The following is a 13,078-nucleotide window of genomic DNA, read 5'->3' as shown; positions in this document are numbered from 1 at the left end:
CATGACCGGCTCGGCCTCCGAGCTGGCGCGCCGCCTTGGCGACCATGCCGAGGCGGTGTGCCGCGAATATCTCTCCAATGGCCGACGCGTTGGCAACCATTGGATCATCGGCGACGCGCGCAACACCCGCGGCCGCTCAATGCACGTGCGGCTGAAAGCCAACGCCAAGGGTGCGGCAGGCAAATGGGTGGACGAAGCGACGTCCGAGTTCGGCGATCTGCTCGATGTCATCCGCGAAAGCTGCGGTCTTATCGAGTTTCGCGATGTCGCGGACGAGGCCCGCCGGTTTCTCGCAATGCCGCGACCGCAGTCGCAAATCTCTGGCGCCGACCGCCAGTCTGCCGCGGTGCGCGGCTCCTCCGATGCCGCACGCCGTCTGTTCGCCATGGCGCAGCGGGTCGCCGGCACGCTGGCCGAACGCTATCTTGCCAGCCGCGGCATCCTCTTGACCGCGCGCGAGCGCGCCCTGCGCTTCCACCCCGGCTGCTATTACCGCGATCTCGTCACCGGCGAGACGCAGACGCTCCCCGCGCTGATCGCGGCCGTCACTTCTCTCGACGGGCGTATCACCGGTCTGCAGCGCACTTACCTGTCCTCTGGGCTGGATCCGAACGGCAAGATCGGCAAGGCGCAACTGGCCGATCCACGCCGCTCGCTTGGCAATCTTCTCGGCAACGCCATCTGGCTTGGCCTCGAGCCTGGCACACCCGTTCCGGTCATGGCCGCTGGTGAGGGTTTCGAGACGATGGCGTCGCTCCGCACGGTGATGCCGGCGCTGCCGGTGGCCGCCGCCACCTCTGCCAATCACCTCTCCGGCCTGACCTTCCCGCCTGGTTGCCGTCGTCTCTACATCGCCGCCGATGCGGACGCCGCCGGCAGGAATGGCATCCGCCGTCTCAGTCAGCGCGCAGGCGAGGCCGGCATCCTCGCCATGGTGCTGCGCCCGCAGCTTGGCGACTTCAACGACGATCTGCGCCATCTCGGCCCGCGCCATCTCGTGGCACGGCTCGGCGATCAGCTCGCCCCGGACGATGCCCGTCGCTTCCTGCCGCCCGGATGACCGGGGACGGGCCGGCAAGCGGGCAGGGGCGCCCTCACCGGAAGCCTCGCAGGCACATGGCCGGGGCTCCATCGGAGAGGCCGCGCCCGCGGCCTGCCTGAGAGGCGATCCCTGCCACCCCCCGGTCACGGCCGCAACGGCTGCGCCGTCCTCCGCTTCGCTCCGGCCTTCGGTGCAGCCGCGCCCGGGGCGCGGCCGGGTTTCGCGGTCAGGCCGCGGTGGGCGCGGCCACAACCGACGGAGACAGCCATGACCTACGAACTTCCTTTCGATGAGGGCTACGAGCCCTACCACGCCTCATCGCCGACCGACCGCGTCATCCTCGAGCTGCAGATGTACGGGCATCGCCCGCATCAGGACGAACCCGATCCCCGGCCGCTGCCCGACGACGAAGTGATCAGGGCCGGCCTTGCCGGGATCGTAGAAACCTTCGCCGGCATGCTCGGGGACACCAGGCTCGAACCCGATCTCGACGACCTGCTCTGGTCGTTCGCAAACGTCTTCCACCGTGCCGCCGAGCGTGTCGCCCGCAGCCTCGACCGCAACGAGGAGGCGCAGCGCTCGAGTCAGCAGGAGCAGGACGGCTCGGAGGTGAAGTCGGTCGAGCTGGAGCGGCTGACCGCGGAAGGCATCAGCTATATCGAGCGCCGCAACGTGCTCGAAATCATGCGCGATGAGGCCGCCGATCTCTACGAGGCACAAACCGGATCGGCATGGCGACCGCGCACCGGCTCCAAGGTCAGCCACCAGGCGATGACCGCTTCGGTGATCGACAGCCGCGACTTCCTCGCCGCCCGCCGACACGCCGAAACCGAGGTGCTCGTTCCAGCAGGGACCAAGATCGCCTTCGCCGGCGGCCTCGACTGCAACGATCACGACAGGATCTGGGACGCGCTCGACAAGGCTCGCGAGAAGCATCCCGACATGGTCCTGCTCCACGGCGGCAGCCCGCGCGGCGCCGAACGCATCGCCGCCTGCTGGGCCGAGAACCGCAAGGTCACCCAGATCGCCTTCAAGCCGGACTGGACCCGGCACGCCAAGGCAGCCCCGTTCCGCCGCAACGACCAGCTTCTCTCCGTGGTGCCCTACGGCCTGATCGTCTTTCCCGGCTCCGGCATTACCGACAACCTTGCCGACAAGGCCCGTCGGCTCGGCATCCCCGTCTGGCGGTTCGCGGAGGGCGGCGCGTGAGCGCCGTTTTCTTGCAAATCTGGCGAATCCAGATAATATGGCGATCGATCAAGGAGTCTAGCCATGCGCCAGTTCACGACGGGGGATCTCAACAAGCAGGTTGGCGACGTCACCGACGTTGCCAGCCGCGAACCCGTTATTCTTACCAAGCACCGGAAACCCCGGTTCGTGCTGATGAGTTACGAGCACTACGAACGGATGCGCATCGGCGGCGATCCCCGCCGCGCATACCATGTCGCCGAGATGCCGGAGGAACACACGGAACTCTTCGCCGCCGAGATCGACCGATTGGCGCGCGGGGAAGGATACGATGATGAGCGGTAGATTTCTGCCCGGTCAGGTGATCTCCTATCCTTATCTTTGGGCATGGCAATACGAGCGCGGCGAAACGGAAGGCCGCAAGAGCCGGCCGACCTGCGTGGTCATCGCTGTCCACGGCGCAAGAGATGGCCTGACCCATCTCGCGCTCCTGGCTATAACCACCCAGCCACCGACCAGCGATCGGGTCGGTTTGGAGGTCTCCGCTATCGAGTGCCGCCGCGCCGGTCTGACCGATCTCAAACGCTGCTGGATAGTGGTTGACGAATACAACTACGATATTGCCGAACGCTCCTGGTACATCGAAGCCGACGGTAAGCCCCTCGGTCGTTTCAGCAAGGCATTCATGATGAAGATCGCAGGCGCCTTTATCGAAGCGCGCAGCGAGGGCCGCCGCGTCAGCCGTCTGGATTGACGTTCTCTTTTCGCGGCCATGCGCTCGATCCAGGACGGGAGCTCTGGCTGGCCGACAAGACCACTAGCTCCAGCGCGAAGCGCCACTAGCCAGATGCGCGTAGCGCCTCCGGCAGCTGCAGGATCCGGGCGCGCCGGCCTGCGGCCGACCGGGCTCTCGTCGCGGCGTCCCGCCGCTTCCCGAGCCGGCTTTGCCGTCTCGGCCTTCGGGTGACGATCCCTCGCGCAGGGCCAGGGGAGAGGGCGGCCGGCGCGGGGCGGGGGACGCGGGAGAGAAGGGAAAGTCACCATGTCGATGATATTCATAGGTGGATCACGCGAGATATTCGAGCTGCCGGAACCTGCCATCGCTCGCATCGGCGCAATCGTTGCTGCCGAGCACGGCGTGCTGATTGGCGACGCGCCTGGAGCCGATGCCGAGGCGCAGGGCCTCCTCGCCGGCTACAAGTACGAGCATGTCGGGGTCTTCCATGCCGGCAAGGAACCCCGCAACAATCTGGGCGACTGGGCCGCCTACCATGTCCCGTCACCTGGAGGCACGCATGGATCTTGGTACGACGCCGCCAAGGACCGGGAGATGGCGCGGCGCGCCGACTTTGGCATGATGGTCTGGAACGGCGCATCACCCGGTACGGCCGTCAACGTGCTTCGGCTCGCCATCGCAAACAAGCCGTGCGTCATTTACGATCTGGCCAGGGGCCGGATGGCAACGACCTACAATGTGGAGGACTGGTGCGCCATGCTCCGCCATGCCGGTTCGGACATTCGCCGCCAAGCCGAAGCCCGCATGATGCCGGAGGAGCGTCTAACGTTGCCAGGATGATGGCTGCCGACAGCCCGGCGGGTTCAATCCGATATGTTGATCCGGCTCCGCGCCGCCTAATCCACTGTATGTGCGGACGGAGCCGGCCCCTTTCGAAACCGGTCCACGCGCAGAGCCGCGGGGCGTTGTGCGGATGATCATCTTGACGCTTCTCACCTCTGAAGCGGGTGCAAGCGTGCCAAACAACATCCTGGCTTGCCGGGTCATCCAACCTGACTGCGCGGTATCGTCCCCGAGGGGCGTGAAGGCCGCTGCCAGCCGGCTCCGATCTCGAAACCACTCTGCCGCGAGACCGAACATGCAAGGCGGCCACGCGCCGGGCTGCTGTTCGATGTGTTGGCGATGCCGACGACATGACCCGAGAGGCTGCAGCATGTTCCTGCGATCCGGCAGCGTTGCGTCGGCGCTCTAGCGATGGCGGCCTGAGTTCTTTTCCTTCGGTCGCATCCGGGGCCATTCCCGTTTCATGTCGCCTTTGTAGACGACCGCCTGCTTTGTGCGGTCAACCCCCGTTGGGGGTACACTCGGCGAATATTCAGGAAAATTCGATTTCTGTTTTTGTCTGCGGGCAGGCGAAGGGCCTGCCCGCAATTTTTCGGCAAATAGAATTTTCCAGAATTTTCGCCGAGATGACCGCAGCAGGACGGCCCTCTCCTTTGGCGCCATCGGGAATGGTCCCGATGCAACCGAAGGAGAACTACCATGGCCACCACGATCGCAAACCTCACCACCAAGGCCGACGGCTCGATGGAAGGCGTCTTCGCCACGCTCCGGGTCAACGCCCCGATCACCCTGATCCCGAACACCAACAAGTCGCGCGAGGACGCCCCCGACTACCGGATCGTCAACAAGCGCACGGGCTTCGAGATCGGAGCCGGCTGGCACCGCATCTCCCAGCGCTCGGGCGAGGAGTACCTCTCGGTCAAGCTGGAAGCCCCCGAGATCGGCGTGATCTTCGGCAATCTCGCTCCCGCCCCGGGTGGCGAGGAAAACAAGAAGGTCATCCTCTGGAACAACCCCCAGTGAGGCATCGGTGGCCGGCCCCGCAAGGGGCCGGCTCCCCACCGGCAAAAGGAGGTTGCAATGAGCCGCTACACCATCACTGTCACTGGCACCGTCACCGGACAGGGCCGCTCGGACCCAGACGCTGTCATCGGCTACGATCCACCACTTCGGACCTACTTCCTGCAAGCGTTCCCGCACGAAGAAACCGACGAGCCCGGTCTTTGGCTCGGCACCCACGATCGCGCGTTCGAAACGCTTGAGGATCTTCACCGCGCAGCCATCTCACACGGCTACGACTTCATCCCGCTGTCGCCCAAACTGGCCGCAAAGCTGGTCGACGACAAAGCGGCAGCCAGCGGGCGTCCGGTGCGAGACACAATCCTAGGCCAAGTGCTAAAACACCTCAACCATCCCAAGTAGGCAACACATCTCAGGGCCCGCGACGGAGTGTTCCGTCGCGGGCCCTTTTTTTGCACGTTGCAAAGGAGCCACTAACATCACCCGTCACGGCATGCGAGAGCGACTCCAAAACCGCCGATTATTCCTTCGGCAGTTTGTGCTTATGTATGCGGATATAATCCTGCACGGCCTTACGCAGCAGTTCGGTCATGCTGTGCCCGTTGCTGATCGCCAGCAATTTGAACTGGCGCTGCTCCACGGCCGTCAGATAGTATCCGCAGCGGATCATCTCCTCCTCGCGAATCTTCTTTCCGGCGATGGGGTCCTTTTTCTGACCCTGCCGCAGCAGCTTGCGGAAATCGGGCCCGACTGCCGGGGATGGCTTTGTCGGTTCCTGCATCTGGGGCGTAGCTTGCTCCTTGATCCCTGATGGCTCGGCCTTCTGTGGGATGAACATGCTGGGCAGCGCCGGCGGCTGCGTGGAGATCGCCTTCATCATGCGGGCTTTCTTGTCGTCACCGGCTTTAGGTGCGGTTTCTTCACTCATGCCGCGTTCCTTGTGGCTTCGATGAAGGTTTGCAGAAGGTCGTCGAAGACCCCTTCGCTCTCGGCAATCGCCTTCGCGTCGGGCACCTCGGGGCTGTAAAGGGTCTGCCCGGTCTGAAGGTCGCGGTAGGCAACGCGATTGTGCAGGACGTGTTCCGCAATCGGTGTCCCGTTGGCCTGGATGATGGCGCGCAGTTCTGTCAGGGCTCGCGCCCTGCCATCGATGATGGTCTGCTTGGTCAGCACGAATATCGCAGGCAGCGGTCTACCCCGGCTCTCGACCGCCAGCGGGATGTAGTGGTCGGTGATCTGGATGGCGGCGGTCACATCGTCGAGGGCAAAATAGACCGGCACGACGACAATGTCGGCCGCGAAGAGCCCGGCCATGAGGTTGTCATTTGTGGTGCCTTCCGTATCGATCAAGACGACCGAGCGTTCTCCGTTGTGAGTGGCTGCCGCGCGAAGGATTTCCTGCGGCGTCATCGCGCTCACCATCGTAAGTTTGTCAGGACGATTGCCAGCTTCGCCGAGCATCTGGAACCAGCGGTTCATGTTCTGCCGCCGGTCGCCATCGATAAGAGTGACCGAGTACCCTCTATGCAGCGCGACGGATGCCAGGGTGCGCAGCATCGTCGATTTGCCAGTGCCGCCCTTTGGGATCGCAGCGGAGATGATCATGGGGCCTCCTTCCGGCGTTGTCTCCTTGTTTCCATGTTAACATGGAAACAAGTCATCATGGATGGATAGAATAATGTCACGGTCGAAACATGGTGACATTGTCGACGGGGAAGGCTGGTTTGGCAACCCAGGCGCGCATCAATAAGGGCTCGCTAAAGGGGCAGTTTTTGCCCAGCTGCTATCTTCAGCAAAGAAGGGGTCCGGTGGCCCATCGAATGCGCATTTCCGACCAAGCTTTTCCGGCCGCGCATAGTGCCGGTGTATCCATGTTAACATGGATACAAGTCGTCAACGCATCATAGACACATCGCATCAAATCACGATGGGCACATTTCGCCCGCGCCGCTGCCGCTGACAACTGCGCCTGTGAGGAGAGGCGCGCGCCCGAAAATCGTTCCTCTTCCTATTGGCAGGATAGCCTGTTTTGTGATACACACAAAACAGGCGGCGCGGCCCTGGCGGGCCTTAGCGCCCGCAAGCGGGCTTGAGAGATGGATGCAGACGTCCAGAAAGCAGCGGTAAAGAACGCGTCACGGCGCTACGGCGAGGTGACACACATCCGGTTTTCGGCTGACGAGCTGGCCAGCCTCAAAGCCATTGCGGAGCGGGACGGCGTGACCGTAAGCGAGGTCGTGCGGCGTCTTGTGCGGGCAGAGGCCGGGCATCTGCCTATTGCGTCGGAGGCGTTGCGGCCGGCGATCGTGGACATGACCGATCAACTGCGGCGCGTCGGTGTCAATTTCAATCAGGCTGTGCGCGCCATGAACGACGGCCGTGTTGCCCATGATGAGGATCTTGAGCAGGCGCTGATCGCCGTGGGCAACCTGGTGCGGCAGTTTCGCGAGGAACTGAAGGCGATGACTGGCGGGTCACGCAAGGCGAGGGAAGCCAGGCCATGAGCGGTCGTCTTGCTGGCTACGCGGCCGAAATCGAACGCTATCTGCGGGGCGAGTCCGACGTGAAGCGTGAGGAGCTCCACGACGACAAGTCCGTGACGGGCGCCCGACGCGAGGCCGGTGAATTCCAGGCGATGAAGAGTTATGGGCGAACCGGTGGCGGCGGACGCCTCGGGCAAGGACAGGCCGGGTCGACGCTAGGTGACGGCAGCAACACCCCTCGTTCGTCGCCGGGAGGATTGGGGGCTTCGGGGAGTTCCATGTCCAGCAGGGCACCGAAGTCTACTGCTGCTGCGAGTTCGCCCAGAGCCCCTAGCGCGCCGATCATGGTCTATGGCGCCACGCTCGCCGGTTTCCGGCCGGAAGAGGAGGAGGAAGACTGGAAGCGGCGCGGCGGCGGCGGTGGCCGTGGCGCGGGTCGCGCGAGCGCTACAGGGCGAGCGGCGCGGGCGGGTTATCAGGCGCGGGCTGTGGCGGCGAGGGCAGGCTATGCGGCGGGCGCGCAGCCTGCCGTGTTCAAGGTCATGCCCAATCCTCCGTCGACCAGGGAAGCCGCCGCGCGGCTGCTCAATTACATCGGCAAGCGCGAGGACGAAAAGGGCGAGAAACACGACATCGAGATTTTCGACGAGGATGGGCAGATGCTTGCGACAGGCGGCGCAAGAAAGGCGTTCCTGGAGACGTTTTGCGAGACGTTCGAGCCGCCCCTGGAAAATACCAATTTTCTGGAGGTTCGTTTCGAGCTCGCCAGCGAGGTCACCGATGCCGCCGTGAGCGAGGCGCTGAACAAGGCATTCGGTGCAAAACCGTTCATCTATGCGCAGGACGGACAGACGGTGGAGGTTTACGCGCACACCGATGTGCGGGCTGGACCGCTCGCCAAGGTCCTGGCCGGCGGTCGGGAGAATTCGCGCAGCAAGGCGCTCGACAAGATCGAGGCGCGGTTGTCTGAAACCATGGGCGCGGCGGGGGTGGTCGCCAGGGCAGAGGTAACGGCGGCTGTGAGCCGTGAACCCAAAGCAAAATATTTCCTGCAGAAGTTCATCCGCACCCACAGTCACGTCCGTCACGCAAATGGCGAGCCGGTGCCTTGGGTGAAGAACTCCACGAAGGCTGCGGCTTCAGTCTACGAACAATGGCGCCCGCAGTTTTCGGGGCGTGAGCGCCGCAATGCCTATCACCTGCTTTTCTCGGCAAGGGCCGGCACCGATGCCAACGCCGTCATGGCCGCGGCGCGCGCCGTGCTCGAGGAGCGAGCGCCAGGATACAAGTTCGTCCTGGCGCATCACAAGGACACCAAGCACGTCCATATCCATGCGATGGTGCAGGCGCGCTCTGCCGACGGCGAGCGCCTGAAATTCTACAAGCCTGATCTCGCAGCCTGGCGCGAGACTTTTGCGGAAAAAGCACGCGAGAACGGCATTGCGATGGTGGCGACGCGGCGCATGGATCATGCGATGACGCGGCCATTCACGAAGGAGCATGCCGGAGCCTACAGCCGCGCCCAGAGCGATCCGCGCTACCAAGTCAGCGCCAGGACGATCGAGCGCGTGGAGGCCAAACGGCAACGCCGTTTCGATGTGCAATCCCTTGTCGTGAACGGCGATGCAATCGCAGCCGCATGGCAAAAGACTGTGACGACGATGCGGACCGCGGGGATAGTCGGTCAGGCTCTCACGGCGGCGGAGTCGATCGGCAACAATTTTCTCCAGTTCCGCGGCGATCGGACAGGGGAGGGGCAGCCAGGTCCTGCGGGTCGCGGAGCTGATCAATTAGGGCAGAAGTCTTTCCTGTCCCATCCCGGTATGAGAGAATTGAATGCACTGATAGGAGATTTGAACATGGCGCACACCCCCTTGGAAATGCGACGTCAGATGGCCCGCGTCAATCAGGCTCTGGACAATATGCGCGAGACGCTGCCGCCGGCGCATCAAGGACAGTTCGAACAGTATCGTGAAGAGGTCAACGACAAGATGCACGACCGTCTGGCGCGACTGCAATTCGAGCGGCAGCAACAGCGTCGTGGTGGTGGCGGTGAGGAGCCAATTCCCGAGCGCGAGGCGCGAGGGCGAGATCTTCCAACGCGGGACGATCCCCGCCAGCCGGGCGAGCCGCGCACAGGCACCGAGCAGGAGCAGGTGAGAGCCAAGCAGAAGGACAACAAACAGAAGGCGGGGCAGTCGGAAGAGCAGGACCGGAAGACCCAGCGCTCAAACGATAACGATTACGAGCGTTGAGCAAGGCCAACCTAGCGTCCTGAGGTCTATCAAAACGACGCATCGTCACAGAATGATCAAGTTGGATGGCAGCAATGCGCCTGATGTCGGTCGTTGATGAGGCAGGAGCCTCGACCTGAAAGCAGACATTGCCGGCACCTGGCTGCGCGCTAGTTTACACTTTGCTCCAGGCGCTCGCGAAGGGCCGAAACAATTTCCCGCAGCAGATTTCGTGCTCCCGTCATCGCCCTGATTTCTGCGTCCAATGGTGCGCCCTGCGCCCATATGTTCGAGGCGTAACGAATGCCCTAAGCCTTGAGCATTGCCGGAGGCACGGCAATGGCGGAGGCTACTACCTAGCTAGACGCATTCGTTTCGCCGGCCCCGTAAAGGGGGCTTTTTTCATTTCCGCATTTGCACTATGTGGCGGCGATGGCGAAGACCAACTTCACGCAGGCGCAAAGGTACGCGATTTTCACCGCCCACGGTGAAAAGTGCTGGATTTGCCGCGAGCCGGTCAGCTTGGCCGAAATGGAAGTCGACCACGTTATCCCGGAAAGCCTGGCAGAGCATCCGGCCCTGAAAAACATCCTGAAGGCGATGGGGTTGCCGGAAGACTTCGACCTAAATTCATGGGCGAATTTGCGGCCGTCGCACCGCGACTGCAACCGCGACAAGGGTGCCCATCGATTCAAGCCGTCGCCCATGTTCATTATGATTTTGGAAAAGGGGATCGAGAAGTCTGACCACGTGCAGGAGCTACACGACACGTTCCTTTCAGATCGCAAGCTCAACACGTCCTTCAGCCGGGTTCTGGCCGCTGCCCAGGAGGGCAAGCTGTCGCCCGAACAAATGAGGTAGCTTGCCGCCGCTTTCGCCCTTGAGCATGAGCCACAGCGCGAGCCGGAAATGCGTGGCAGGCCACTTCTCATCGGCCCCGGGCTCCAGGTGGTGGGTCAAGACGATCGTTTCTACTATCTGAGGGGGCCCGGTGGGATGACAGGCTATAGGCCAAAGGGCGAGAACGTGCACAGCTCCTACGACTGCCCAAACTGCGGTCCTACTGGCTGGAACGGCACCCGCTGCATTCTGTGCGGGATGTTCATCGATCCGGACTGATCCGCCGAAACCGCTAGAAATCTTTCGCTTGAATCCGAATCATTTCGGTGAGCGCCTGCGGCGACGCAGCCAATAACCGATCGCTACAAACGCCGTCGCGACGCTCACGAAGTTTGCGCTATCCGCCAGGAAGTCGCGGAAAATCTGATACATAGGTTAGCTCCTGCGATGTGCCTTTCAAATGCCGACGACGCACACGGTGCCTTGAGATGGTTGTCGTGGTGTTAACCTTTACATGCTTGCGCTTAATAATTTGTTCATGCTTGAGACTTGGATTTGGAGCTTCCGACCGTCCCTCAAGTCTGACAGGAGCTTGAATGCCGGCCGTCGTTAACGAATTGGGCTATATGCCGGGACGAAAACGGTGAAACTCCGCGGACGGGCAAGGAACATCACCTTTCACGTGTTCGACCCGCAGCGCGTGGAGGATGTGCTTGACCGCGACCTGGTCACGGTATGGCGCGAACAGGATGCAGCGACAGCTGCAGAGAACAGGCGGCGAGCCGCGGAGAAGGCCGCTATGAAACGTGTTCAAAGAAGCGGTCGCGCAACTGCAGCTTCAACTGGCCATGGCCCCGATGAGAACTCGCATTCCAGTTTGCGCGGCTGGGAAGATTTTGAGAATGACGGACTCCTCCGCTGAGAGGCCGGGCGCACAAGCAGGTCAGAACGTTTGCCTGCGGCGTGCGAGATGAGCAAGGAGAGCCGTCAAACGCATTGTATTCAAGACCCGCTTCGCAGGGACTCCGCCCTTGCGCGCCATCTCGACACCCCAATGCATGTGGTCGAGCTCGCGGATCGAATGAGCGTCCGGATTGATGCTGAAGATGCAGCCCTGATCGAGTGCCTTTTGATGCCAGCGCCAGTCGAGGTCGAGTCGCCACGGATGTGCATTGATTTCGACAGCGACGCCGTTTTTCGCACACGCTTTGAGCACTTTGTCGACGTCGAGATCATAACCGGGCCGGCGCAACAGCTGGCGACCGGTCATGTGCCCGATGATTGTCGTCCGAGGATTTCCGATCGCTTCAATGATACGCTCCGTCTGCTCCTTCTTGGGCAAGTTGAAGCGGCTGTGCACGCTCGCGACGACGAAATCGAACTGCTCCAGGATATCATTCGGGTAATCGAGCGAGCCATCCGCCAGGATGTCCGCCTCGATGCCCTTCAGGATGCGAAATTTTCCATTGTATGCCTTGTTCAGCCGGTCAGCTTCGCGGTGCTGTTCAGCAATCTCCTGCACCGAAAGGCCGCCGGCGTAGTGAGCGGACTGCGAATGATCGGCGACACCATAGTATTCGAAACCGCGCTTGCGCGTGGCTTCAGCCATTGCCTCAAGCGTTTCGATGCCATCGGATGCGGTCGTGTGAGAATGCAGGATGCCATGCAGATCTTCATCCCGGATCAGGGCGGGTAGCTTCTGCTTTGCCGCTCGCTCGATCTCGCCCCTGCCTTCGCGCAGTTCAGGCTCAATAAACTGCAAGCCTAGCGCTTGGTAGATCTCTTCTTCTGTCGCTGACGCGATCAGCTTTCTCCCGCGATGAAGCCCGTCCGCATTTAGGGTGAATCCCCTGTCGGCCGCAAACGTCTTCAGTTGCTCAAGGTGGTCTGCCGAACCGGTTGCTTCGAGCAGGCTCGCCCCAAAGTGCTTCCTGTCAGAGACAACAAGCCTGAGGGTCGTATCCTCGGATCCAGTCGACTTTCTGCCCTGCGCTACCAGGGCGAAGTCGGAAACGAGCTCGCAACCGCGCCGAAAGTCACCTGCAATTTCGACGCGCGAAAACTCTGGATGCTCTTGTTTCACCGATATGACCGCATGTTCGAGATGCGCGGCGGCCTTGTGCAGGTGAAGTTGTGTTTCGCCGCTTCGCACGATGGCCAGGTTCTGCAGGAGTTTTACCTGAAGCGCGGCGCCGAGGCCTTTCACTGGGCGTATGCGGTCTTCTCTTGCTGCGGCCTCGAGCTCCGCCAGCGAGTTCACGCCGAGCGCCTGATGAAGCTTCAGTATCTTATCGGGACGAAGCCCAGGTATGGCAAACAGCTCCATCACGCCCGCTGGAACATCCTCGCGCAGTTTCTCGAGGCTTGGGTGCGTGCCGGTTTGGTAGAGCTTGGTCACGATGTCTGCGATCGCGTCACCGATCCCCGGGATCTTGGTGAGGGCGCCGGCGGCGATGATGCGATCAAGCGGCTGCGACAGCGCCGTCAGACTGTCTGCCGCGCGCATGTAAGCCTTTATGCGATACGGATTGTCGTCGCGCATGGACGATCGTTGCGCGTATTCCCTCAAAAGACTGGCGACGGTCCTCGGATCGATTTTTGCCATGGCTTCAGCCAAACGACGCCGGTCTCCGCAGGTTCCAATCAGGCAAGGCCATGAGCGCCGCGTTGCCCTTTGAATCCCGGCTTTAAC

General features: G+C 62.3%; 13 protein-coding genes and 1 pseudogene. 11 read left to right on the top strand and 3 right to left on the bottom strand.

Going from position 1 to position 13,078, the window contains the following annotated elements:
* Position 1: 1 nt before the first annotated feature.
* From ACLKMW_RS16900 to ACLKMW_RS16870, 7 genes are all read left to right on the top strand, one after another.
* Entirely contained in the window at positions 2–1,060 is a 1,059-nt protein-coding gene (locus tag ACLKMW_RS16900; RefSeq protein ID WP_415725652.1) for a DUF7146 domain-containing protein, read from the top strand.
* 249 nt (positions 1,061–1,309) lie between these two features.
* On the top strand, positions 1,310–2,251 hold the full coding sequence (locus ACLKMW_RS16895) for a DUF2493 domain-containing protein (protein WP_415725651.1): 942 nt from the start codon (positions 1,310–1,312) through the stop codon (positions 2,249–2,251).
* A gap of 63 nt (positions 2,252–2,314) precedes the next feature.
* Positions 2,315–2,575 carry a type II toxin-antitoxin system prevent-host-death family antitoxin gene (locus ACLKMW_RS16890; RefSeq protein ID WP_352443212.1) on the top strand — a complete coding sequence of 87 codons (261 nt, stop codon included), beginning with the start codon at positions 2,315–2,317 and terminating at the stop codon, positions 2,573–2,575.
* Positions 2,565–2,984: a hypothetical protein gene (locus tag ACLKMW_RS16885; protein WP_415725712.1), complete on the top strand. Its 420-nt coding sequence runs from the start codon at positions 2,565–2,567 to the stop codon at positions 2,982–2,984. The genes ACLKMW_RS16890 and ACLKMW_RS16885 overlap by 11 nt, the downstream gene beginning before the upstream one ends.
* 288 nt (positions 2,985–3,272) lie before the next feature.
* Positions 3,273–3,806 carry a hypothetical protein gene (locus ACLKMW_RS16880; RefSeq protein ID WP_415725650.1) on the top strand — a complete coding sequence of 178 codons (534 nt, stop codon included), beginning with the start codon at positions 3,273–3,275 and terminating at the stop codon, positions 3,804–3,806.
* A 702-nt stretch (positions 3,807–4,508) separates the two neighbouring features.
* On the top strand, positions 4,509–4,832 hold the full coding sequence (locus ACLKMW_RS16875; protein ID WP_006205585.1) for a DUF736 domain-containing protein: 324 nt from the start codon (positions 4,509–4,511) through the stop codon (positions 4,830–4,832).
* A gap of 57 nt (positions 4,833–4,889) precedes the next feature.
* A complete protein-coding gene (locus tag ACLKMW_RS16870) occupies positions 4,890–5,231 on the top strand; it encodes a hypothetical protein (protein ID WP_128304909.1) in 342 nt (113 codons plus the stop codon).
* A gap of 118 nt (positions 5,232–5,349) precedes the next feature.
* On the opposite strand, the gene ACLKMW_RS16865 is transcribed toward ACLKMW_RS16870, so the two are convergent.
* Positions 5,350–5,757 (bottom strand): hypothetical protein, encoded by a 408-nt coding sequence (locus tag ACLKMW_RS16865; protein WP_352442679.1) that lies wholly within the window; start codon positions 5,755–5,757, stop codon positions 5,350–5,352.
* Complete coding sequence (locus tag ACLKMW_RS16860) at positions 5,754–6,434, bottom strand: ParA family protein (protein WP_352442680.1); 681 nt, start codon at positions 6,432–6,434, stop codon at positions 5,754–5,756. The genes ACLKMW_RS16865 and ACLKMW_RS16860 overlap by 4 nt, the downstream gene beginning before the upstream one ends.
* Positions 6,435–6,925: 491 nt before the next feature.
* Between ACLKMW_RS16860 and ACLKMW_RS16855 the strand changes: the two genes are divergently transcribed.
* From ACLKMW_RS16855 to ACLKMW_RS16840, 4 genes and pseudogenes are all read left to right on the top strand, one after another.
* A complete protein-coding gene (locus ACLKMW_RS16855) occupies positions 6,926–7,333 on the top strand; it encodes a hypothetical protein (RefSeq protein ID WP_415725649.1) in 408 nt (135 codons plus the stop codon).
* Complete coding sequence (locus ACLKMW_RS16850) at positions 7,330–9,567, top strand: relaxase/mobilization nuclease domain-containing protein (protein WP_415725648.1); 2,238 nt, start codon at positions 7,330–7,332, stop codon at positions 9,565–9,567. The genes ACLKMW_RS16855 and ACLKMW_RS16850 overlap by 4 nt, the downstream gene beginning before the upstream one ends.
* A gap of 411 nt (positions 9,568–9,978) precedes the next feature.
* Positions 9,979–10,407, top strand: a complete 429-nt coding sequence (locus ACLKMW_RS16845; RefSeq protein WP_415725646.1) for an HNH endonuclease — start codon at positions 9,979–9,981, stop codon at positions 10,405–10,407.
* A gap of 607 nt (positions 10,408–11,014) precedes the next feature.
* Positions 11,015–11,308 (top strand): annotated as a pseudogene (locus ACLKMW_RS16840) (hypothetical protein); the annotation flags it as partial.
* Between the two features lie 21 nt (positions 11,309–11,329).
* Here ACLKMW_RS16840 and ACLKMW_RS16835 read toward each other — a convergent pair.
* Positions 11,330–12,991, bottom strand: coding sequence for a PHP domain-containing protein (locus ACLKMW_RS16835; protein ID WP_415725711.1), 1,662 nt, complete (start codon positions 12,989–12,991; stop codon positions 11,330–11,332).
* Positions 12,992–13,078 lie beyond the last annotated feature (87 nt).

This window comes from Borborobacter xinjiangensis (assembly GCF_047739745.1).
GTDB lineage: Bacteria > Pseudomonadota > Alphaproteobacteria > Rhizobiales > Rhizobiaceae > Pseudaminobacter.
The sequence above is the reverse complement of the archived record's forward strand: the minus strand, read 5'-3'. Positions and strand labels throughout refer to the sequence as shown.

What these genes read in the sequence shown, in the direction of transcription:
- ACLKMW_RS16900 (WP_415725652.1), top strand. Translation starts at nt 2, where the DNA reads ATGACCGGCTCGGCCTCCGAGCTGGCGCGCCGCCTTGGCGACCATGCC.
- ACLKMW_RS16895 (WP_415725651.1), top strand. Translation starts at nt 1,310, where the DNA reads ATGACCTACGAACTTCCTTTCGATGAGGGCTACGAGCCCTACCACGCC.
- ACLKMW_RS16890 (WP_352443212.1), top strand. Translation starts at nt 2,315, where the DNA reads ATGCGCCAGTTCACGACGGGGGATCTCAACAAGCAGGTTGGCGACGTC.
- ACLKMW_RS16885 (WP_415725712.1), top strand. Translation starts at nt 2,565, where the DNA reads ATGAGCGGTAGATTTCTGCCCGGTCAGGTGATCTCCTATCCTTATCTT.
- ACLKMW_RS16880 (WP_415725650.1), top strand. Translation starts at nt 3,273, where the DNA reads ATGTCGATGATATTCATAGGTGGATCACGCGAGATATTCGAGCTGCCG.
- ACLKMW_RS16875 (WP_006205585.1), top strand. Translation starts at nt 4,509, where the DNA reads ATGGCCACCACGATCGCAAACCTCACCACCAAGGCCGACGGCTCGATG.
- ACLKMW_RS16870 (WP_128304909.1), top strand. Translation starts at nt 4,890, where the DNA reads ATGAGCCGCTACACCATCACTGTCACTGGCACCGTCACCGGACAGGGC.
- ACLKMW_RS16865 (WP_352442679.1), bottom strand. Translation starts at nt 5,757, where the DNA reads ATGAGTGAAGAAACCGCACCTAAAGCCGGTGACGACAAGAAAGCCCGC.
- ACLKMW_RS16860 (WP_352442680.1), bottom strand. Translation starts at nt 6,434, where the DNA reads ATGATCATCTCCGCTGCGATCCCAAAGGGCGGCACTGGCAAATCGACG.
- ACLKMW_RS16855 (WP_415725649.1), top strand. Translation starts at nt 6,926, where the DNA reads ATGGATGCAGACGTCCAGAAAGCAGCGGTAAAGAACGCGTCACGGCGC.
- ACLKMW_RS16850 (WP_415725648.1), top strand. Translation starts at nt 7,330, where the DNA reads ATGAGCGGTCGTCTTGCTGGCTACGCGGCCGAAATCGAACGCTATCTG.
- ACLKMW_RS16845 (WP_415725646.1), top strand. Translation starts at nt 9,979, where the DNA reads ATGGCGAAGACCAACTTCACGCAGGCGCAAAGGTACGCGATTTTCACC.
- ACLKMW_RS16835 (WP_415725711.1), bottom strand. Translation starts at nt 12,991, where the DNA reads ATGGCAAAAATCGATCCGAGGACCGTCGCCAGTCTTTTGAGGGAATAC.